A 20,845-nucleotide genomic window follows, 5' to 3' on the forward strand; every position below is an offset into this window, starting at 1 on the left:
TCATTGCGAGCAGCTAATACAGAAAAAAGGATGAATATTTCATAATTCATCCTTTTTTATTGCCTATTTTTTAAGAATTTTATCTTTTTTGTTCTAAAAACTCTGATGAAAATCTGCTGGTTCTTTTAATTAGGATATTCATTTTTAAACGCGCCAAGTACCCAGTTGTTTACGTATAAGTACGATTTGTCCACTATGATATGCATCGTGCAGCGTCCACCGCGATAATTCTGCACCGAGAGTTTCGGAACCGAAAGGCTTATCCAGATCAGCATCAGTCAAAGCAGTAATGGCGACAAGCAGTTGGTTTACAAGAGCTTCTGCTTCTTTCAGTGTCTTCTGCCATCCTTCATGGTCTTCAGTATCCCCTGGCGGACCGAATGTCTCATCGTTGCTTATTCCAGTTGAGCTTACAGGTCGGTCAGTTAAACGTCTCAAAATACGCTCATTGTAATAATTAATGTGACGAACCGTTTGCCAAATCGTGTTTCCTCCACCTGGTGGTGTCCAAGTGGCTTCCTGTGTATTCACACCGTGAAGTGCTGCGGCAAGAGGAACAATCCATTCTTCCTTATCCCATGAATTTTCTCTTTGCAATACCAGCATATTTACTCGATCTCGGCTCACCTAACCCAACTCCTTTTGTAGGGATGTAACTAGCTAAATGTAGAATAAATCGTTACAATTAATAATGTAGCATGACAAAATAAGATTTGCAACCAGTTAAAATGATTTTAGTGGTTACAGGCGGTAGGGGGAACTCTTTTGAATACACTTTGGACTGATTTTGTAAACAGCGAATGGCATGACTGGAGAGGTAGCGGGCGTTCAGAAGATCGTTTGTTGAAGCCGGAATGGCAAAATGACTTTCTCATACAGTGGCAATTTTCCGCTCCGGTCCCAGCCAGTGCAGAAGATATCGAAGAAATGCAAATTCTCCGGCGGGAATTGCGTAGCTTCGCTGAGCACCTGACTTCCGGAGGACAAATGACATCTGATCTGGTGGATACGATTAACCGGAAGATGATAGAAGGGGGGCCGGTCACTCGCTTATTAAAGCAACAGGATGAGCATTTCAACATTGTGCTGGAACCTGTGGCAAATGGTTGGAAAAAAGTGCTGGCAGAGGTGGTAGCCGATTTTGCCCAGGCATTCGTCAATAGCGGCGGCTCCAGAATTCGTATTTGCGATAACACCGATTGCCGATGGGTGTTTTACGATGATACCCGAAATCGGTCAAAGCGATTTTGCGACGATAAGATGTGCGGTAATTTGATGAAGGTACGTCGATTTCGCGAACGTAAGAAACAGTAGATGAAGCGAGAGAATTTACATGAGCAGTACATGTTGAGCCCACTCCTATATGAACAATGGAGTGGGTTATTTAAAATTGAACAACCAGTGACCCTATGCTATGCTTACATGAAAGAGAAGCTAGACGTACTAACGATGATCTTTACTATGCGTATAAACATCTGATGATACGACGAATAGAAAGGATGTAAGCCATGAATTCTGTCATTGAACTTAACAATGTAAGCTGGAAGAGAGATAACCGCACCATACTGGACCAAATCAATTGGCAGGTAGCTGAGGGAGAGCACTGGGCTGTACTCGGCTTGAATGGGTCAGGTAAAACAACGATGCTTAATATGATTAACGGTTACATATGGCCAACCACAGGTAGTGTCGGTGTATTGGGCCATACCTTTGGAGATGTGGATCTGAGGGAACTGCGAAAATCTATCGGTTGGGTCAGTTCCTCTTTACAGGAAAGAATTAATGGGAGTCAGCGTACGCAGGATGTTGTCATTAGTGGCAAATTTGCCTCCATTGGACTTTATGATCAGACGACGGATACAGATTATGAACAGGCCGTTCAGCTTATGACGCAACTGGGGTGTGCTCATCTGGTGGATCGGTTGTATCAGGGATGCTCACAGGGAGAAAAGCAAAAAGTGCTTATCGCCCGTGCATTAATGGCCTCGCCCAAGCTACTGATTTTGGACGAGGCGTGTAATGGTTTGGACTTTTTCTCCCGGGAAGCATTGCTGGATAGCGTTCGCCAGTTATCGGAGTCGCAGGCTTCGCCGAATTTACTGTATGTTACACATCATATCGAAGAAATTCTACCGATGTACACGCATACGATTCTAATCCGCCGGGGCACGGTATTTGCCAAAGGTAAAACGACTGATATTCTAAGCAGTGAAACGCTTAGTGCTTTTTTTGAAACGCCTGTGCAAGTAGAATGGAGACAGAATCGCGCATGGCTCTCTATGGTGTAGAGAGTCTTTTTTGCTCGCTAACCTGCTACCAACATAATCAGAATAGGCAAAATCAGGAATGAGGCAAGCGTGCTCCACAGGATGCAGGTGGAAACCAGTTTTGGCGATGCATTAAATTTTTCTGCTAAAATGACAGCATTCACAGCAACCGGCATCGAAGCCAAAATGAAGAGAACGGAGAACAAAAGGCCTGAAATTCCCAGTATCAGCATAGCAAGACAAGCCGCAAGCGGCGAGAGTAGAAGCCGAATTGTTAGTCCGGCATAGCTGGCTTTTTTAATAGACGACTCCAGCTTGAATATTTTTACATAAGCCATCTGGGTACCAAGGATCGCAAGCACGACCGGAGAATAGGCGGCAGCAATCATCGAGACGCCTGACTGAATCCCTAAGGGAAGATGCCAGTCCAGCAACCGCAGTCCCATGGCAAGTAGAGCTGCATAGATCGCAGGAAGTGAAAACACCGACTTAACAGCACTTTGAACAGAAAATTCAGAGCGGGCTGCAAAGTAAACGCCAATGGTATTGACCATAATCATCTGGATGACGACATACACGGAGGCTTTATCCAGACCGAGCTGCCCAAAGGCAAGTAAAATAAGGGGCAGGCCATAATTTGCACTATTGGTCAGCGTAGAGATTAAGGTAAGTCCAGCCGTTTCCGGAGTGCTCAGTCTAAAGATTTTCCCCGCTAATTGTGCAATTCCCCACAACAGCAGCAGGTTCAGTATTGAAAAAGCGGCAGTCTGCGCCACATCATGCCAGGAAAGCTGTGCTTTGAGTAGCGTGTCCAGAATCATTGCGGGGCTTAAAAAATATAAATACAAAGTCGAGAGCGGTTTCGTTTCCAGCTTCATAAATTTGCCGAGTAAAAATCCGGCGATCACTGGAATGGACAGCGGAACGATAACGGATAATAGAGTTGAAAGTACGATTTGAATCATGAATTCCACCCATCCTTTCTGTAATGACATTTTCCATTATAAGACGCTACTTTCGAGTCCGTCCAAGATGAAAATACAATCAAGGTCATAGGTACATACTATGAAGCTTTCGACACTTATTGTGAAAACAACAAAAGGGATGCCCACAGCCATGTTGAACGGCTAATAGGGCATCCCTCTTGTTATAATGAACCAATGATGCTGCTAATTTATGCAGTAGCCACGGTTTCCGCTTTGATTCGGCAATCGTCAGAGCAATAGTGCTGATGCTGTTCTTCGCAATCCGGACATACGATATGCTGGAGATTGCACACCGGGCAATTGATATAATGATCGCTCGGCGTTTCACAATGGAAGCACTTGCCGACAATGACGTCCTCATCCGTATGATTGATCGGAATCGAGATTCGTTCGTCAAATACGTAGCATTTACCGTCAAACAAACGTCCTTGTACTTCCGGGTCCTTACTGTAAGTCACAATGCCGCCATCCAACTGGCCTACATCGTTAAATCCTTCTTTGATCAAAAGACCGGACAACTTTTCGCAACGGATACCTCCGGTGCAGTACGTCAGGATTTTCTTGTCTTTGAACTGAGTCATATTGTCGCGAATCCATTGTGGAAATTCACGGAACGATTCGACTTCGGGGCGAATAGCCCCGCGGAAATGACCGATGTCATATTCATAGTCATTACGTCCGTCCAGAACAACTACATCTTCATCTTGAAGCTGTTCATAAAACTCCTTTGGTGACAGACGCTTACCGCTAATTTCATTAGGGTCCAGCTCATCTTCATGACGCAGCGTAACAAGCTCCTGACGATGGCGTACAAATATTTTCTTGAACGCATGACCGTCAGACTCATCTATTTTAATAACGATATCGTGGAATTTCGGATTGGCGCGCAAATCACGCATATATTGCTCCGTTTGCTCTACTGTACCAGACAGTGTTCCGTTGATTCCTTCCGCAGCAATCAAGATTCTTCCCTTGACGCCCAGCTCCTTGCAGTAAGCCAGATGCTCTGCCGTAAAGGTGGCAGGATCTTCAATGTTGACATATTTGTAAAACAACAAAATTCGATAAGCATGTTCACACACGTAAAATCACCCTCTGATTCAAGTCAAAGTTTTTTAACAAGCAATTTTAAATGTACCACATTCTTTAAGTTAGTCAACTTAAATGTATAAAAAGTGGAAATGGAAAAGATGACGAGCGACAAAAGTAAGGGTTTACATTATAATAGTAACGTAGTGATGAGGAGATTTTTAGTAGCAGGATGAGTTCTTCTAGATGAGAGGATGAATGAAATGAAACATCATTTGACAGCGCATACACCACCTATGGGGTGGAATAGCTGGGATTGCTACGGTGCAGCAGTACGGGAAGAGGAAGTACGGGGAAATGCTCAATATATGGCGGAGCACCTGAAGGAATATGGTTGGGAATATGTCGTTGTAGATATTCAGTGGTATGAGTCAGGAGCAGTATCTTCACAGTATCGCCCGTTTGTCCCATTGGAAATGGATTCATTTTCACGTCTTATTCCAGCGGTGAATCGTTTTCCTTCGGCAGCAGATGGACGAGGCTTCCAAGCTCTTGCGGAATATGTACACGGACTGGGATTGAAATTTGGTATACATATTATGAGAGGCATCTCCCGTCAGGCGGTGCACCAGGATACCCCGATTTTGGGAACTACAGCCACGGCGAGACAAATTGCGCACCCCAACTCTATTTGTCCTTGGAACACAGATATGTATGGGGTAGATGCATCCAAGGAGGGCGCACAGGAATACTATAATTCATTGTTTGACCTGTATGCGGAATGGGGTGTGGATTTTGTCAAAGTAGATGACATTGCTGCATCACGTCTCTATGGTATTCATTTGGCGGAAATTGAATTGATTAGGCGAGCTATCGCCCAATGCGGACGTCCGATGGTGTTGAGTCTATCGCCTGGTCCGGCACCGCTGGAGCAGGCATCCGATTTAATCGCAAACGCGAATATGTGGCGTATGACGGATGACTTCTGGGATGTATGGCCTTTACTGTATGGTATGTTTGAGCGCTGCGAAAAATGGGCGGAACATGTAGGTCCAGGTCACTGGCCGGATTGCGACATGCTACCACTGGGTCATCTGGGTATTCGTTCGGTAGATTCGGTAGATTCCGGCAGCCATGACCGATGGACACGCTTTACGAAGGATGAGCAGCTAACGATGATGACCTTGTGGAGCATTTTCCGATCTCCACTGATGTTCGGGGGGGAACTGCGGGATAATGATGCATGGACCCTTTCCTTGCTAACTAATGAAGAAGTGTTAAATGCTCATCACAACGGTTTGAATGCGCGGCAGGTGTATAGAAAGGATGAACATATCGTTTGGACTTCACATAACGAGGAAGGTCATGTATATGTAGCTTTGTTTAATGCTGGAGATGAAGCTTCAAAGGTGCGTGTATCCTTAAAAGACCTTGGTATTGAAGGGCATCCAAATGCCAGAGATTTATGGAACCATGTAGATTTAGGTGTTTTAGCACAAGAACTGTCCGCAGATTTACCTCCTCACGGAGCAGCGCTATTTATTTTGAAATAATGTAAGGAAGAACTATGCGCAGTTCCAACCCAAGCACCTTATCGTAAAAGTGGAAGGCATCTTTACGATAGGGTGTTTTTTTGCATGTGTAACTTTAGGATATTTTAACGAACTCGACATTATTCTTGGGAATATGACATTTGGAACGTGTTAATTTTATATAGTGCCTATTTCTGTACAAATTTAAATCATTCTAACGAATAGACTCGAGAAAGGAGTCAAATGATGAAATTAAAAAAAATCCACAAAAATGAACAGGACGAGCCTTGGCCCTCTAGCAAACCAATACTATGTATCGGGGGGGCCAATCTGGATCGTAAAATCATGATTAAAGGTACATTTCAGCTTCATACCTCCAATCCGAGCAGTACAAGGCTGCAATCTTGCGGTGGGGTAGCACGAAATGTAGCTGAAAATTTAGGGAGGTTGAGCCAGCGGGTCAGCCTGCTAACTGCGGTTGGAGACGATGCGGAAGGTGAATTTATTATCGAACAATCCAGCCGTTACATGCACGTGGTTCCTCTGCAAGTCAAAGGTGAACCGTCAACTGGAGTTTATACTGCCTTGCTGAACGAGCGTGGTGAACTGATTGTAGCGACAGCAGAAATGGAGATTTATGATCAGATTCGTCCTTCAGTAATTTTTGAAAATGCTCCTTTAATCGCCTCGTCCCGACTGGTTCTGCTGGACACTAATTTCTCTATGAACGTAATTGCGGCCACCATACATGTCTGCCATGAGCATCGGGTTCCGATTGTCGTTTCTTCGGTATCAGCCTCCAAGATGAGAAAGCTTCCCCGAAATTTGCATGGGGTGGAATGGCTGGTATGTAAACCGGTGGAGGCTGAAGCCTATTTGGGGCTAGAACTTACAGATGATCAGCATATGTTGGATGCCACCCGGATTTTTCACAAACTTGGGGTTCAAAATGTCATTTTTATCTGCGGTGCTGATCGTGTTTTGTACGCCTCTCAGGATGGAACTCATGGACAAATTCCTATGCATCCTGTTCAAGAGGTCATTGATGTCACAGGCGCAGATGATGCTTTTATTGCCGGGATGATTTATGGTATTACCCAAGGTTATCCTATGGAGCAAGTGTGCCAATTTGGAATTAGCTGTGTCGACTTGACCCTGCAAACGGATCGGACGGTTTCAGAGACCCTTTCTATGAATAAACTCCATTCTAGGTTTCAGGAGCTGTATGGCACACATTCGCAAAATTTTGTGTTTTTCAAGGGCGTGTATTTTAAAAAGAAAGATACATAAGTAATCAAGAGAACTCTACCCTACAACAACGCGTATTTGGAGCTTCACGTACGTAATGGCCTCAATTATTGAATTTGTAAAAGGAGCATGTTGTCTGATGGACAGTGTGAAATACGTAATTGTTTTTCTGCCACTGTGCCTCCTTTATTTGCTTTTAAAGGGAGGTTCTTTGGTAGTAGGTTTACTCTATCGATTGATCTATTCCATGCGGCCCTTACATGCAGGACAGGATAACGAGTTTCGTGCTGTGCAGCACGCTAAACGTATTATCGTGATCGGCTCGCCGGGAAGCGGTAAGACTTTTTTGGCCAAACGTCTTTCCATGTGGACTCAATTGCCGTATATCTCTTTGGATGATTTGTATTGGGGCCCGGAGTGGAAGCGGAGCACTGACAAACAATTTCTCAAACAGCTGGGTGAAGTGCTCCAAAGGGAAGAGTGGATCATCGAAGGGAATTATCATGAGCGTTATTTTACCGAGCGACTCCAGCGCGCCGATACGATCATTGTAATGGATGTTAGTACGCTTGAAGCAATAACAGGCGTTATCACACGTTCGCTCAACCGTTTTCTGTTTTCCAAGGAGCTACCTAAAGGAGTAAAGGAGGAAGCAGTTCGTATTTGGGATATTTCGCCTCGCTTTGTCCGCTTTGTTCTGGGTTTTCGCAGGCGTATTCGTCCTAAAATCTGGCCGCTCATTATGCAATATGGTAACCAACGGAATTTGATTATTTTGAAATCTAAATATCGTTCATGTCCCTGGACAGCTCCAGATAGACGATTATCTCCTTGACTAGAACTTACGTTTCGTGTAAAGTGGTGAAAATTGTAATATATAGGAATAGTGTAGACCAAGGATCAAAGGTTCAATACCCGCTGTACAGAGAAGAAACTCATGGGCTGAAAGGTTTCTCGCCGCGAATGAACGTTTACCTGCCTTGCGAGCTGTAGCGGTTTGTAAGATAAACCGTTACCGGCTAGACGCCGTTATCTGATGAAGGACCGTTCCGTGTATGGTTACGGTCAAATTAAGGGTGGTACCACGACACATTCGTCCCTGACGGATGTGTCTTTTTGCGTACATTTTATCGTCCATACAAGGAGGTAGCTACACATGCGCCAAAGCCAATTATTACTGACAACCTTGCGTGAAGCACCCGCAGAGGCCGAAGTGATCAGTCATCAGCTTATGCTGCGGGGAGGATTTATCCGCCAACTGGCGGCTGGAATGTACACCTACATGCCACTGGGCAGACGGGTGCTCAGAAAAGTAGAGCAAATCGTACGGGATGAAATGGATCGCGTAGGGGCTGGGGAACTGCTGATGCCTGTATTGCAGCCAACGGAGCTGTGGCAAGAATCAGGGAGATACGATGTTTACGGTCCTGAGCTGATGCGTTTGCAAGATCGGCATGATCGGGAGTTTGCTTTGGGGCCTACACATGAAGAGGTCATTACGTCTTTAATACGAAATGAAGTGAATTCTTATCGCAAATTGCCTGTAACCCTGTATCAAATTCAAACCAAATTTCGGGATGAACGACGTCCTCGATTTGGCCTGCTTCGCAGCAGAGAATTCTTAATGAAGGATGCCTATTCGTTTGATGCACATTGGGAAGGACTAGATCATACCTATTGGACCATGTTCCAGGCATATCATCGTATTTTCACCCGCTGTGGTCTAAATTTTCGTGCTGTAGAAGCAGATGCGGGTGCCATTGGTGGCGAAGGTGAAACCCATGAATTTATGGCTCTAGCTGATATTGGAGAGGACACAATTGTAGCATGTACCTGCTGTGAATATGCAGCTAATCTTGAAAAAGCCGTGGCGCGGTCGACGGGGGAAATAGAAATAGCCCCAGTCTCAGATGAAAATGAACATGTCAGCCATCCTTCTTTCGATACAGCTAAAATGGAAAAATTCCATACTCCAGGTCTGCGTACAATAGATCAACTGGTTGAATCGCTTCACATAGAACCTGAAGAAATCATAAAAACACTGATTTATATGGCTGACGATCAACCTGTTGCTATAGTTGTCAGGGGTGATCATGAGGTCAACGAAGTGAAAGTTAAACATATTTTAGGTAGTGAAAAATTCGAAATAGCAAGTGCAGACACCGTGTCAAAGGCGACTGGAACCCCCTCGGGGTTCATAGGCCCATGCGGATTGACGATCCCTATGTGGGTAGATTACGCCGTTGTCCAAATGTCCAGCGGTATCGCAGGCGCCAACGAGCTGGATTATCATTATCGACATGTGAATCCAGTGCGCGATATAGATCTTCGGCATGTGGCTGACTTGCGGAATGCCATAGAAGGGGATAGATGTCCTCGATGTGACGAAGGGGAATTGAAACTTCATCGTGGGATTGAGATCGGACACGTATTTAAACTAGGCACCAAATATAGTGAGAAGCTGGGTGCGACTTTTCTGGATGCTTCCGGAACTGAGCAAGCGATGATTATGGGCTGCTATGGCATTGGCGTATCCCGGATCCTTTCCGCCATTGTAGAGCAAAATCACGATCAGAACGGAATGATATGGCCTTATGCGCTGGCCCCATTTCAAGTTCATATTATTCCGATTTCTGTGAAAGACAGGCTTCAGATGCAAATAGCCGAGAAATTATACAACCAGCTGCAGGATCGTGGCGTGGAGGTGCTGCTGGATGATCGGGAGGAACGGCCCGGGGTTAAATTCAAAGACTCCGATTTAGTAGGTATTCCCGTGCGCATCGTCGTTGGTAAAGATGCCGAACACGGGAAAGTAGAGTTAGTGGAACGAAAAAGCTGCAACAAAGAGACGATTCATATCGAAGATGTAGAGAGACGAATATTGGAACTACACTAAGCATCTGTATCCCGTAGAATATGACCTTCTCCAAGTGTAATCTCATGAAAGTCCGCCATCTGACGTGCCTGAAACCGGATGGGCTTGTCCCGACCAATCATAATGATATTTTGAATGTCGGCAGCGCCTTCCGAGGGGAGCGAGAAAGTTGTGACATAGGCGAATTCTTCACGCAACGTTGTGTGAATGGCATTGATCAGGTGGTCGTGTTCACTTTTGCCCATTAAATTCATGATCAGGGAGCCTTCGGAATCCAGCTTTTCTTTGGTCATCTTGAAAAATTCCCAGGATATTAAATGCAAGGGTGTACCCTGCTCCGTGAAGGCGTCCAAAATAATATAGTCATAAGCATCCGGCGCTTCCTTCTCCAGAATGCGTCGTCCATCGCCAACAGTCACATTATCCTGATCGTATCCAAAGAATGTTCGGCTGAACTCTACGACTTGTGCATCCAGCTCGGCAATCTTAAAGCGTTTATCTGTAAAATGACCCGCTATTGTACCTATACCATGCCCAATAACAAATACATCTTCAAATGACGGATCGTTCAGCTCCATGAGATGGATGATTGCTCTCGGATATTCGAACACAATGCGTTGCGGATGATTCAAGTCCACCGCGCCTTGGACGGCTGTATTTGAAAACTGCATTACTCGAAATAATCCCTTTTCACCATACAGCTCAGTGGTTTCGTATACTGTGATTTCATGATTATGGCTCAACTTTTTGTACAAGACATCCAAGTGAATGATCTCCTTCAAGTCAGACTTCCTCCTCATCTTAGAGATTGATAGGGGGATTGTCCATAGATGAGGAGAATTGAAAGTTCACATTTCCAAGCATCCCTAATTAGGTAGAATTGTTTATTTTTCCATAACGGAGTTGTTTGAACTTGTTCGTATGTCCTTTAGGAGATATAATATACAAGGATATAATGAAGTTCGTTGTGTATATTCATACAGGAAGAGAGCGGGATATTATGGGACGTAAGTGGAATAACATTAAAGAAAAGAAGGCATCCAAGGATGCTAATACGAGTCGTATATATGCTAAATTTGGCGTGGAAATTTATGTGGCAGCCAAACAGGGCGAACCTGATCCTGAATCCAATCGGGTATTAAGAGTCGTTTTAGAACGTGCAAAAACGTACAATGTACCCAAAGCGATCATTGACCGTGCTATTGAAAAAGCAAAAGGTGCTGGCGATGAAAACTACGTAGAGCTTCGTTATGAAGGTTTTGGACCGAACGGTTCCATGGTCATTGTAGATGCACTGACCAATAACGTTAACCGTACAGCATCAGATGTGCGTTCTGCTTTTACTAAAAATGGCGGTAGCTTAGGCGTGAGCGGATCTGTAGCCTACATGTTTGATTCAACAGCAGTTATTGGTCTGGTGGGTAAAACCGCAGATGAAGTGCTGGAGCTGCTGATGGAGGCAGATGTAGAGGTACGTGACATCATTGAAGAAGATGAAGCCGTCATCGTCTATGCAGAGCCCGATCAATTCCATGCTGTGCAGGAAGCTTTCAAACAAGCAGGAGTGACTGAGTTTACCGTTGCGGAGCTCACTATGCTTGCCCAAAATGATATTTCTCTTCCAGAAGATGCACAGGTTCAATTCGATAAATTGATTGATGCATTAGAAGATTTGGAGGATGTTCAGCAGGTTTACCACAATGTAGACTCTGAGGAATAGTCTTTGTTAATTAGTTTATAAAAACACCGTATTCCGATACGGTGTTTTTTTTGTATAGTCATCACCGGACCTCAGTCGCTAATCTTTGGCGGAGTGGCTGAGATTATCGGGAAAGTAACAGGCCAACCGATTCAGCATATCTCGTTGTCTGATGAAGAGTTGGAAGTGGGAATGGTTCACGCTGGAATGCCTGAAGAGTATGCAGATATGTTGGCGGGATTGGATAGAAGGATACGTGAAAATGGAAGTAATAATGAAGGGGGCAATTGAATCAACCCGTCATATTCAAAAAGAAGGTTCACTGATCTAGTGGCGAGCGTGATACCGTTCCCGGTTATTTCTTTTTAGGGTCATAAGAATAACCAGGATATTTGACGACGGGCCATTTTACCTTTCGTAAGTTAGAGATCACATCAGTACCTACATGTAAATTACTCTGAACCAGTTCTGTTGGCGTGAGAGCCATCCATTGATTCAAGGAAACATCTGCAAAACGGTCACTTTTAAACATTTCAAGAAACCATAGTGAGCTAGAGCCAGTATTTTGAATATAATGACCGTAAGCAAAAGGCACATATCCGACATCTCCGGCTCTAAAATCAAATGTGCGGGCCCCGCCATTACCACCAAAGACAGTCATCCGTCCTTGCCCTGTCAGATAGTATTGCCATTCGTCATTATTGGGGTGCCAGTGCATTTCTCGCATGGCTCCGGGCTCAATCTCAACAAGGGCGGCTGCGATGGTTTTGGAAATCGGAAAATTGGAGGAGTCAACGATTCGTACGCTTCCGCCCGGCGTTTTGATTGGGGGCTGGGCTAGTAATTCATGCTTGAAGGATTGGGGCAATGTCCCGTAAGGAGAGGGAACAGCTTGGCTTTGGATTGAACCGGGAACGGAATCCTGATAGATGTATACTTGATCTTGAGGAATCGCTGCAAAATCAGCTTCTGGTACACCAAAATTTGCAGAAAGTACGTCTTTGGGAGTATGTGCGAACCAATCCGAGATGGATAGGGTGTTCAGATCGGAGAAACTGCCATCATCAAAAACCAGCAAAAATTCGCACCCATCCTCAAGCCCCTGTATAGAGTGCGGAATGCCAGGAGGAAAATACCAGAGATCCCCGGGACCCACATCAGCAATAAAATTACGTCCATTTTGGTCAACTGCCGTAATGCGAGCACTTCCCAACAGCATATATGACCATTCCGCCTGCTGATGCCAGTGAAGCTCACGTACACCACCCGGTGTTAAACTCATATTCACCCCGGCAAGGGTTGTAGCAATAGGTAATTCCCTTACTGTTACTTCTCTTGACCACCCACCATGATTAAGCTGCATATGAGCATCAGAAAAAGAAAATCTCATATTCGGAATGAGACCATTGTCCGTTACGGGGGGAACCAGCATATCAGGATTCTGTAGATCCCTCATCACATCACGTGGACCCTTGTCGATACCCCCAGCACCATCACTTCTGATGGGTTGGGGGATTCTTGCATTTTTCGGGCAATCATTATGCATCATTAGATCTTCCTCTCCAGGTTGAAGCTTGATGAAGTATGGGATAAGAGAAAATACGCATAAAGATTTTATGATCAAGTGGTGAGTTTTATGCTGTATGCGTCAGATCTGTAAACTGTGCCTGAATGATTAGAGCTAAATCGTGTGGACTCAACTCCAGTTGGGTCCCAATTTTCCCACCGCTCACAATGATGGTTTCCAGTTCCAATGCAGGCTGGTCGATAAAAGTGGGGTAGAGCTTTTTCATTCCTATGGGGGAGCAGCCACCGCGAATATATCCCGTATACTTTTGCAAATCCTTAACTGGAAGCATTTCAATTTTTTTCTCTCCCGCGGATTTGGCTGCTTTTTTGAGATCAAGCTCTTTATGTACAGGAATTACAAAAACAAACAGATTTTGTTTGCCATGTGCAACCAAAGTTTTGAAAACCATTTCCGGGGCTCTCTCGATTTTATCAGCCACATTCATCCCGTCTATTTTTCCGTCTTGATGATCATAACTCAAAATATTGTATTGTATATGTTGCCCGTCCAATATGCGCATGGCGTTTGTTTTGCTGGCACTCATCTTATTTCTTCCTTTCTTTAGAGTTTTTCCAAGTGATCCACATAATCCTTTGCATCCTTAAGGGAAAGATCCTTAGCGGTTCTCAGCTCTTTTATGGCTTGAATCTTTTTACCTTCCCTAATTAGCAGGAGCAACCTTTCATTGATATCTTCTGAAGCTCCTGCATCTAGAATATGTGGAGGAGTGGCAGCGATGGTACCTGACAGCGATGCGCCTTGTATTCCTGAACGATTTTCAAGACGCTCCACGTCGGATTTCAAGTCATTAAGCCGAGATTGAAGGCTGTAGACCTTAATTAAAAGTATGACGGAGAGGAGCAACGCGATTATTGCTATATACTCAATAGCTGACAACAGAATCCCCCCAATTTCACTTAGTTTCATCGCAAAGATGCCGCACTAAAAATTTGATTCTTATTTCTAGTATAGCATGATGATCGAAGAGAAGAGGAAAATGTGTACAAATTGACTTTTTGCAGGCAGAGCGTTATATTACAACTTATTATAAACCTTTTAATAAATACTGGAAAAGGAGTGTATTCAAATACAACCAGTCTCCAATAATACCATTCGGGTTAAACAAATTAATGTAGAGTTAGTTAAAAACACACTGAAATCCAAGGAATATGCAACCAAGTCATCCATAGCCAGTATCACAGGTCTTAGTGTGGCAACTTGCGGAAATATTCTGAATGAGCTTCTTCAAACCGGGGAAGTATTAGAGACGGAATTGGAAGAGTCGAATGGCGGACGTCCGGCTAGACGTTACAAATATAACGCTGACTATTCTTATATTATCTGTTTAAATGTGAAAACGGAAGGCGGTATACATTCTCTTACTTATGCTGTTGCCAATTTGCTTGGTGATATCATCATCGAGAATACTTCCAATGTGCCTCATATTGATTATGAGGTCATAGAAACCCAAATTGGAGAGCTGATTAATAACTATGGAAACGTCAAAGCCATTGGGATTGGCATCCCCGGGGTTGTTCATCAAGGGATTATCGATGTTTGTGATCTCGACCTGCTCATAGGAGTCCCTGTAGGTCCACGGCTTCAAGATAAATACGGATTAGAAGTTACCATTGAAAATGATATGCATTTGACAGTCTACGGATTTTATAACATGCAGAATTATGATGAGGATAAAACCTTTGCTATTGTTACGTTTCCCAAAGACAATTTCCCCGGCGCGGGTTTTATTGTCGATGGACATTTGTTAAAAGGAAATACCAAATTTGCTGGGGAGGTTTCCTTCTTACCCTTTGATTTAACAAGAGAGGAACAGCTTAAACAGTTAAATAGCACAGAGGGATTTGTTCCTTTGGCGATCAAAACGATAACTTCCATTATTGCGATCATAGACCCTGTATCTATCGCTTTGACTGGAGAGTTATCCAAGCCGACTCTGTTGGACGATATTTATAACGGCTGTCTAAAAGATGTACCCAAAGAACATATGCCCGAGATTTTTGTGAAAAACGATACGCATGATGAATACATGCGTGGGTTGATTTCGGTTACCCTTGAAAGTCTGACGTACAATTTGCAATTGGTGGAGAAAAGGAAATAGGGCATCGTTTAATAAAGCATGAGAGGATGAGATTAATGACTCAAAAATCGATTGCATGGACTACAGGGACATGGACTAATCACCCTGTATCATCCATAGAAGAAGATCAGTTCCTTAAAGTTGAAACCAGAGAAGGAAGCGACTACTGGGAAAAAACTTTGTATGGATTTGAACGCAGTAGCGGACATTCCCTGCTCACAGACTGGGAAGAAGGCTCTGCCATCGAAGTCACGTTTCAACTAGGCTCATTTACGGAGCTCTACGATCAGGCCGGTATAATGCTGTATCAAGGACAGCAAAAGTGGATTAAAGCCGGAATCGAATTAAATGATGGAATTCCTCAACTGGCAGTTGTAGTAACAGATGGCTACTCCGATTGGTCATTAGCTCCTGTACCTGATTGGGTAGGGAAAAATGTGACGATTCGTGCTTCACAGCTACAGGATGCAGTTATCATTAGAGCCCGAACCGAAAATCAAAGCTGGCGCACCGTACGTGTAGCACGTTTTCCTTATGAAACGGGACAACAGGCGGGTCCTTTTGCCTGCGCGCCGACTCGAGCCGGTTTTCAGGTTATCTTTACTCGCTGGGTAAGCACTGAACCAGATAGAGACATTCATGTAGATCCGCCATTTGAAGAATAGCCATTTTACTCAATAATAGAAGAGTTATAAATATGGGGGTAATTATTGGAGATAATACAATTATAAGCTCTGGAAGTTTTTAAAATAATACTTGACATGAAACGCGTTACAAACCTTAAGATTCAGTTAGAAGTACTTTATAACACATTAGCATAGAGGTAACGTATTTCTATCCTAGTTAATGAAAAACATCAGCAAAGGCGGAGAAAATATGAGTACACAGTTTCCAAAAGATTTCCTGTGGGGCGGAGCAGTTGCTGCTAATCAGCTCGAAGGCGCTTATCAAGAAGATGGAAAAGGCTGGTCCATTCAGGATGTAACTCCTCGTGGTGGTTGGGGGCCCGTTACGGATGTACCAACAGAAGATAATATGAAGTTGATCGGTATTGATTTTTACCATCATTATAAAGAAGATATCAAACTTTTTGCGGAAATGGGCTTCAAAGTGTTCCGTACTTCCATCGCATGGTCACGTATTTTCCCTAAAGGTGACGAACTGGAGCCTAACGAAAAAGGCTTGCAATTTTACGATGATTTGTTTGATGAACTTCACAAATATGGAATTGAGCCACTCGTTACATTATCTCACTATGAAACACCTTTACATTTGTCCAGAGAATACGATGGTTGGGTAAACCGTAAGCTTGTTGATTTTTATGAGCGCTATGCTACAACTGTATTTAATCGCTACAAAGATAAAGTTAAATACTGGTTGACTTTCAATGAAATCAACTCCATTCTTGAAGCACCATTCATGAGCGGAGGAATTAGCACACCAAAAGATCAACTTAGTGAGCAAGATCTTTATCAAGCTATTCACCATGAGCTTGTAGCGAGTGCAAGAGCAGTAAAAATCGGTCATCAGATCAACCCTGATTTCAAAATTGGCTGTATGGTGCTGAGCATGCCTACTTATCCGCTGACACCTAATCCGGACGATGTGATTGCTGCGATGGAATTTGATCACAGAAACATGGCATTTGCCGATATTCACGCAAGAGGTCAATACCCAGGTTACATGAAACGTTTCTTTAAAGAAAACGGAATTTCTATTCACTTTGAACCAGGTGATGCCGAAGATTTGAAGCATACCGTTGATTTTATCTCGTTCAGCTATTATATGAGTACTTGTGAGACAGCTGACGAAGCTAAAAAAGTCAAAGGTAAAGGTAACATCCTTGGTGGTGTCAGCAATCCGCATCTCGAGGCAAGTGAGTGGGGCTGGCAAATTGATCCGCAAGGTCTGCGTTATGTCCTGAATACGTTCTATGATCGCTTCCAAAAACCACTGTTCATCGTTGAAAATGGCCTGGGCGCCGTTGATGAACTGATCACGAATGAAAAAGGCGAAAAAACGGTTGAAGATGACTACCGAATCAACTACCTGAATGATCATTTGGTTCAAGTTGGAGAAGCTATTGAGGACGGAGTAGAGGTTTTGGGCTACACGTCTTGGGGATGTATTGACCTTGTCAGCGCATCGACCGCTCAGCTTAAAAAACGTTATGGCTACATTTACGTAGACCGTCATGATGATGGCAGCGGTACACTTGAAAGATATCCGAAGAAATCGTTCCATTGGTACAAAGAAGTTATTGCTACGAACGGTGAAAGCTTGAAACGTTAATTTATAAATAAACCAGTGATTAAGTATTAAATTTACAATGAAGGCTTATAGATAGCGACCGCTTCTTCTCTTTTACGAAGCGGTCGCTAATTTTTTAGGGGTATTAGCAACCGGGTTACAAGCTGAGGACGAAAGAGCTTTCATGAATGATTCGTAAGCGTTATTTATTGGTAATTGATGATAAATAGATTGGACAAAAATTAATTACTGAGATATATTGAGACTTATTAAAACGTTAATAATAACGATGTTAAAAATTGAGTCCAGTATAAATTAATGATGAGGGCTGCAGAAGGAGGAAAATAATGAAGATTGAGCATGTAGCGATCTGGGTGAGAGACTTAGAAAAGATGAAAAGCTTTTACGAGCAATATTTTGATGGAAAATCTAACGATAAATATTATAACGCTACAAAAGGATTTGAGTCCTATTTTATCACCTTTGAGGATGGAGCAAGGTTAGAGGTTATGCGTAAAACGGGAGTAGATCATTCACCACAGATAAATATTACGGGCTGGGCTCATGTGGCATTTTCCGTTGGAAGTAAAGCACGGGTGAATGAAAAGACAGAGCAGCTCATGCATGCAGGATATGAAGTTGTGGGTCAGCCAAGATTGACAGGTGACGGCTATTATGAAAGCGTAATTAAAGATCCAGAAGGTAATTTGGTGGAAATTTCAATGTGAGTAGCTTTCCAGTTCTGAAGAGTGAGCATGTGGAATCCTACAATGAAGCTTTAAAAGAAATCTGAATTCTGTATCTAAATAAGCAAAGCGAGGATGGACATGACAGAAAAAGAAAAATCACAACTAGGACTCCTATACAATGCTAATTATGATGAAGAGTTAATTGAAGAACGTTTACACGCTAAAGTTCTCTGCCACGAATATAATCAGCTCCATCCTAGAAATATCGAAGAACGAGAAACACTCATCAAAACTTTACTTGGGAAAACAACTGATAGATTCTTGATTGAGCAACCTTTCGTATGTGACTATGGCTATAACATTGAAATCGGTGAAAATTTCTATAGTAACCATAATCTAGTTATGCTTGATGGGGCAAAAATCGTTTTTGGTGATCATGTGTTCGTTGCTCCTAACTGCGGCTTTTATACTGCGGGTCATGCTCTTGATGTAGAACAACGTAATGAGGGATTGGAGATTGCATTTCCAATTACAGTCGGCAATAATGTGTGGATCGGTGGTAATGTCAGCGTTCTGCCTGGTGTTACTATAGGCGATAACTCCATTATCGGTGCAGGAAGTGTTGTTACCAAAGATATCCCTTCTGGTGTGATTGCTGCTGGAAACCCTTGCACGGTAATCCGTAAAATCACCGAAGATGATAAGACCAAGTATAAAAGGAACTAACAATAAACTACAGCTCACTCGGAGCTGTAGTTTATTTTCTTAAAAGAGTATTATCAAACGAGAGAAAATTTTTGCACAGATTTGTTCAGGGAATAATGCAATAATGTACTTAAGTGGAATGTTTTTAGCCTATTCAGAAAGGAAAGAACAATCATGAAATTGATGTTTATTTCAGATATTCACGGCTCGCTGCACTGGTTGCAATTGGCACTGGAAAAGTTCAGGGAGGAGAAAGCCGATCGTCTTGTCTTGCTCGGAGATTATATGTACCACGGACCACGTAATCCGTTACCAGAAGGGTATAATCCGGCAGAAGTGGCCGCTCTGCTGAATAAGTACAAGTCCCACATTGCGGTTTCTGTGCGCGGGAATTGCGATGCAGAGGTGGATCAGATGCTACTTGAGTTTCCTATGATGGGTGATTATGCTTGGCTGTACCATGAAGGACGGAGAATCTATGTCACGCACGGACATGGCTTTAGTATCGGAAATTTACCACCACTGGAAGCGGGAGATGTGTTCATCCAGGGACATACTCATATTCCGGTAGCGGATGTGGAAAATGGGGTCTTTATACTGAACCCCGGTTCGATCTCGCTGCCAAAAGATAACTATCCATCCTCTTACGGTGTGCTGGAGGGAGCACATTTCACTGTGAAGGATTTTGATGGGAATACGGTGAAAGCAATCACGTTTTCAAAGTAATTTACCCAAATGTGATTGTAAATTATTAAAACTTTTCCGCTTCGATTGAGACAAAGATCATATTATTGTATGATAGGAGCGGAGTCTACATTATGAAAAAGAAAGAGAGCTTCAATACATGCAAATTAAGGATTCACATTATAAGATGCCGCCTGAATGGGCGCCACATGAACGCACGTATATTTCTTGGCCTGTAAAATCTTCAATGGTTTACCCGAATATGCATGCTGATGTATGCAAGGGCTATGCCGGAATTGTACGCGCCATGGCGGAATTTGAACCAGTTACTGTGGTCGTAAATCCGGATGATCTGGAGAGCGTTAAGGCGCTTGAACTTGGGGAACGTGTAGAACTGCTGCCGATTGAACACAGCGATGCGTGGCTGCGTGACAATGGCCCTACTTTTCTCACAGACGAGCGTGGTCAGCTGGCAGGTGTAAACTGGAAGTTTAACGCCTGGGGTGGTAAATACGCTCCATGGGACCTGGATGACCAGGTTGCGCCGCAAATTTTGGACAAACTTGGAGTTCCACGGTTTGATGCACCGCTTGTGATGGAAGGCGGCTCACTGCACGTAGATGGCGAAGGCACACTGATTACAACCGAAGAGTGTTTGCTCAATTCCAACCGAAATCCGGAATTAAGCAGAGAAGAAATTGAACGGTATGTATGTGAGTATACAGGTGTAGAGAAAATAATTTGGCTAAAACGTGGTCTTAGTGGCGACGAAACAGATGGCCATGTGGACAATATTGCTTGCTTTGCAGCTCCTGGCAAGGTCATTATGCAAGTATGTGATGATCCTGAGGATGAAAATTACGAAATCACGCAGGAAAATCTGCGTATTCTGGAACAAGCAACGGATGCCCAAGGCCGTAAGCTGGAAGTGATTCGGATCGGTCAGCCGCCGCGTGTGGATTATGAAGACAGCCGATTGACACTGAGCTATATTAACTTCTACTTTGTGAATGGCGGTATCATTTTGCCAGTGTTTGGCGGCACTGCCGCTGAGAGCGATCTTGCAGCTGAGCAAGTGCTGGCAAATGTATTTCCAGATCGCATCATTCGGACTGTAGACGGTATGGCGGTCATCCGTGAAGGCGGTAACGTACACTGTACGACCCAGCAGATGCCTGCTTTAAAGCGTTGAACGATACAACATCTAAAAGGA

22 protein-coding genes are annotated in these 20,845 nt (G+C 43.6%); 15 read left to right on the top strand and 7 right to left on the bottom strand.

Annotated elements, in window-relative coordinates; translation table 11 throughout:
• Positions 1-144: 144 nt before the first annotated feature.
• Positions 145-627, bottom strand: a complete 483-nt coding sequence (locus NSS66_RS24760; protein WP_340960026.1) for a DinB family protein — start codon at positions 625-627, stop codon at positions 145-147.
• Between the two features lie 138 nt (positions 628-765).
• Here NSS66_RS24760 and NSS66_RS24765 point away from each other — a divergent pair, with 138 nt between their 5' ends.
• Together NSS66_RS24765 and NSS66_RS24770 are read left to right on the top strand one after the other, a co-directional pair.
• Positions 766-1,314, top strand: a complete 549-nt coding sequence (locus tag NSS66_RS24765; protein WP_023988471.1) for a CGNR zinc finger domain-containing protein — start codon at positions 766-768, stop codon at positions 1,312-1,314.
• 194 nt (positions 1,315-1,508) lie between these two features.
• Positions 1,509-2,288: an ABC transporter ATP-binding protein gene (locus NSS66_RS24770; RefSeq protein WP_340960028.1), complete on the top strand. Its 780-nt coding sequence runs from the start codon at positions 1,509-1,511 to the stop codon at positions 2,286-2,288.
• A gap of 17 nt (positions 2,289-2,305) precedes the next feature.
• Here NSS66_RS24770 and NSS66_RS24775 read toward each other — a convergent pair whose 3' ends face one another.
• Together NSS66_RS24775 and trhO are read right to left on the bottom strand one after the other, a co-directional pair.
• Positions 2,306-3,232 carry an AEC family transporter gene (locus NSS66_RS24775; protein WP_069080113.1) on the bottom strand — a complete coding sequence of 309 codons (927 nt, stop codon included), beginning with the start codon at positions 3,230-3,232 and terminating at the stop codon, positions 2,306-2,308.
• A 209-nt stretch (positions 3,233-3,441) separates the two neighbouring features.
• The gene (trhO, locus tag NSS66_RS24780; RefSeq protein ID WP_023988475.1) at positions 3,442-4,335 is read right to left on the bottom strand and encodes an oxygen-dependent tRNA uridine(34) hydroxylase TrhO; all 894 of its coding nucleotides are present in this window, start codon (positions 4,333-4,335) and stop codon (positions 3,442-3,444) included.
• A gap of 210 nt (positions 4,336-4,545) precedes the next feature.
• Between trhO and NSS66_RS24785 the strand changes: the two genes are divergently transcribed.
• From NSS66_RS24785 to NSS66_RS24800, 4 genes are all read left to right on the top strand, one after another.
• The gene (locus NSS66_RS24785) at positions 4,546-5,835 is read left to right on the top strand and encodes a glycoside hydrolase family 27 protein (RefSeq protein WP_209942072.1); all 1,290 of its coding nucleotides are present in this window, start codon (positions 4,546-4,548) and stop codon (positions 5,833-5,835) included.
• Positions 5,836-6,060: 225 nt separating this feature from the next.
• Positions 6,061-7,104, top strand: a complete 1,044-nt coding sequence (locus tag NSS66_RS24790) for a carbohydrate kinase family protein (RefSeq protein WP_023988477.1) — start codon at positions 6,061-6,063, stop codon at positions 7,102-7,104.
• 97 nt (positions 7,105-7,201) lie between these two features.
• The gene (locus tag NSS66_RS24795; RefSeq protein WP_028541375.1) at positions 7,202-7,897 is read left to right on the top strand and encodes an adenylate kinase; all 696 of its coding nucleotides are present in this window, start codon (positions 7,202-7,204) and stop codon (positions 7,895-7,897) included.
• A 321-nt stretch (positions 7,898-8,218) separates the two neighbouring features.
• Positions 8,219-9,958: a proline--tRNA ligase gene (locus NSS66_RS24800; RefSeq protein WP_069080118.1), complete on the top strand. Its 1,740-nt coding sequence runs from the start codon at positions 8,219-8,221 to the stop codon at positions 9,956-9,958.
• Here NSS66_RS24800 and NSS66_RS24805 read toward each other — a convergent pair.
• Complete coding sequence (locus tag NSS66_RS24805; RefSeq protein ID WP_028541373.1) at positions 9,955-10,719, bottom strand: spermidine synthase; 765 nt, start codon at positions 10,717-10,719, stop codon at positions 9,955-9,957. The two genes, NSS66_RS24800 and NSS66_RS24805, sit on opposite strands and share 4 nt — an antisense overlap.
• Positions 10,720-10,937: 218 nt before the next feature.
• On the opposite strand from NSS66_RS24805, the gene NSS66_RS24810 reads away from it, so the two are divergent.
• Both NSS66_RS24810 and NSS66_RS24815 read left to right on the top strand, forming a co-directional pair.
• A complete protein-coding gene (locus NSS66_RS24810) occupies positions 10,938-11,657 on the top strand; it encodes a YebC/PmpR family DNA-binding transcriptional regulator (protein ID WP_013310214.1) in 720 nt (239 codons plus the stop codon).
• Positions 11,658-11,750: 93 nt separating this feature from the next.
• On the top strand, positions 11,751-11,927 hold the full coding sequence (locus NSS66_RS24815; protein ID WP_226887860.1) for a hypothetical protein: 177 nt from the start codon (positions 11,751-11,753) through the stop codon (positions 11,925-11,927).
• Positions 11,928-11,991: 64 nt separating this feature from the next.
• On the opposite strand, the gene NSS66_RS24820 is transcribed toward NSS66_RS24815, so the two are convergent.
• From NSS66_RS24820 to NSS66_RS24830, 3 genes are all read right to left on the bottom strand, one after another.
• Complete coding sequence (locus NSS66_RS24820) at positions 11,992-13,182, bottom strand: oxalate decarboxylase family bicupin (protein ID WP_340960041.1); 1,191 nt, start codon at positions 13,180-13,182, stop codon at positions 11,992-11,994.
• Positions 13,183-13,270: 88 nt separating this feature from the next.
• Positions 13,271-13,750, bottom strand: coding sequence for a Cys-tRNA(Pro) deacylase (gene ybaK, locus NSS66_RS24825; protein ID WP_340960031.1), 480 nt, complete (start codon positions 13,748-13,750; stop codon positions 13,271-13,273).
• A 17-nt stretch (positions 13,751-13,767) separates the two neighbouring features.
• Entirely contained in the window at positions 13,768-14,133 is a 366-nt protein-coding gene (locus NSS66_RS24830) for a ribosomal protein L7/L12 (RefSeq protein ID WP_068938727.1), read from the bottom strand.
• A gap of 283 nt (positions 14,134-14,416) precedes the next feature.
• Between NSS66_RS24830 and NSS66_RS24835 the strand changes: the two genes are divergently transcribed.
• From NSS66_RS24835 to NSS66_RS24865, 7 genes are all read left to right on the top strand, one after another.
• The gene (locus tag NSS66_RS24835; RefSeq protein ID WP_025721092.1) at positions 14,417-15,325 is read left to right on the top strand and encodes an ROK family protein; all 909 of its coding nucleotides are present in this window, start codon (positions 14,417-14,419) and stop codon (positions 15,323-15,325) included.
• Positions 15,326-15,360: 35 nt separating this feature from the next.
• Positions 15,361-15,969: a DUF1349 domain-containing protein gene (locus tag NSS66_RS24840; protein ID WP_013310225.1), complete on the top strand. Its 609-nt coding sequence runs from the start codon at positions 15,361-15,363 to the stop codon at positions 15,967-15,969.
• 211 nt (positions 15,970-16,180) lie between these two features.
• Positions 16,181-17,596, top strand: coding sequence for a glycoside hydrolase family 1 protein (locus NSS66_RS24845; RefSeq protein ID WP_071559638.1), 1,416 nt, complete (start codon positions 16,181-16,183; stop codon positions 17,594-17,596).
• A 305-nt stretch (positions 17,597-17,901) separates the two neighbouring features.
• Positions 17,902-18,282 (top strand): VOC family protein, encoded by a 381-nt coding sequence (locus NSS66_RS24850; RefSeq protein WP_023988486.1) that lies wholly within the window; start codon positions 17,902-17,904, stop codon positions 18,280-18,282.
• Between the two features lie 99 nt (positions 18,283-18,381).
• Positions 18,382-18,969 (top strand): sugar O-acetyltransferase, encoded by a 588-nt coding sequence (locus tag NSS66_RS24855; RefSeq protein WP_076160911.1) that lies wholly within the window; start codon positions 18,382-18,384, stop codon positions 18,967-18,969.
• Positions 18,970-19,122: 153 nt separating this feature from the next.
• Positions 19,123-19,674, top strand: coding sequence for a phosphodiesterase (yfcE, locus tag NSS66_RS24860; protein ID WP_023988488.1), 552 nt, complete (start codon positions 19,123-19,125; stop codon positions 19,672-19,674).
• A gap of 118 nt (positions 19,675-19,792) precedes the next feature.
• The gene (locus NSS66_RS24865; RefSeq protein WP_254349198.1) at positions 19,793-20,824 is read left to right on the top strand and encodes an agmatine deiminase family protein; all 1,032 of its coding nucleotides are present in this window, start codon (positions 19,793-19,795) and stop codon (positions 20,822-20,824) included.
• The last annotated feature ends 21 nt before the right edge of the window (positions 20,825-20,845 follow it).

The sequence above is a fragment of the Paenibacillus sp. FSL R10-2748 genome (assembly GCF_038005565.1).
GTDB lineage: Bacteria > Bacillota > Bacilli > Paenibacillales > Paenibacillaceae > Paenibacillus > Paenibacillus polymyxa_B.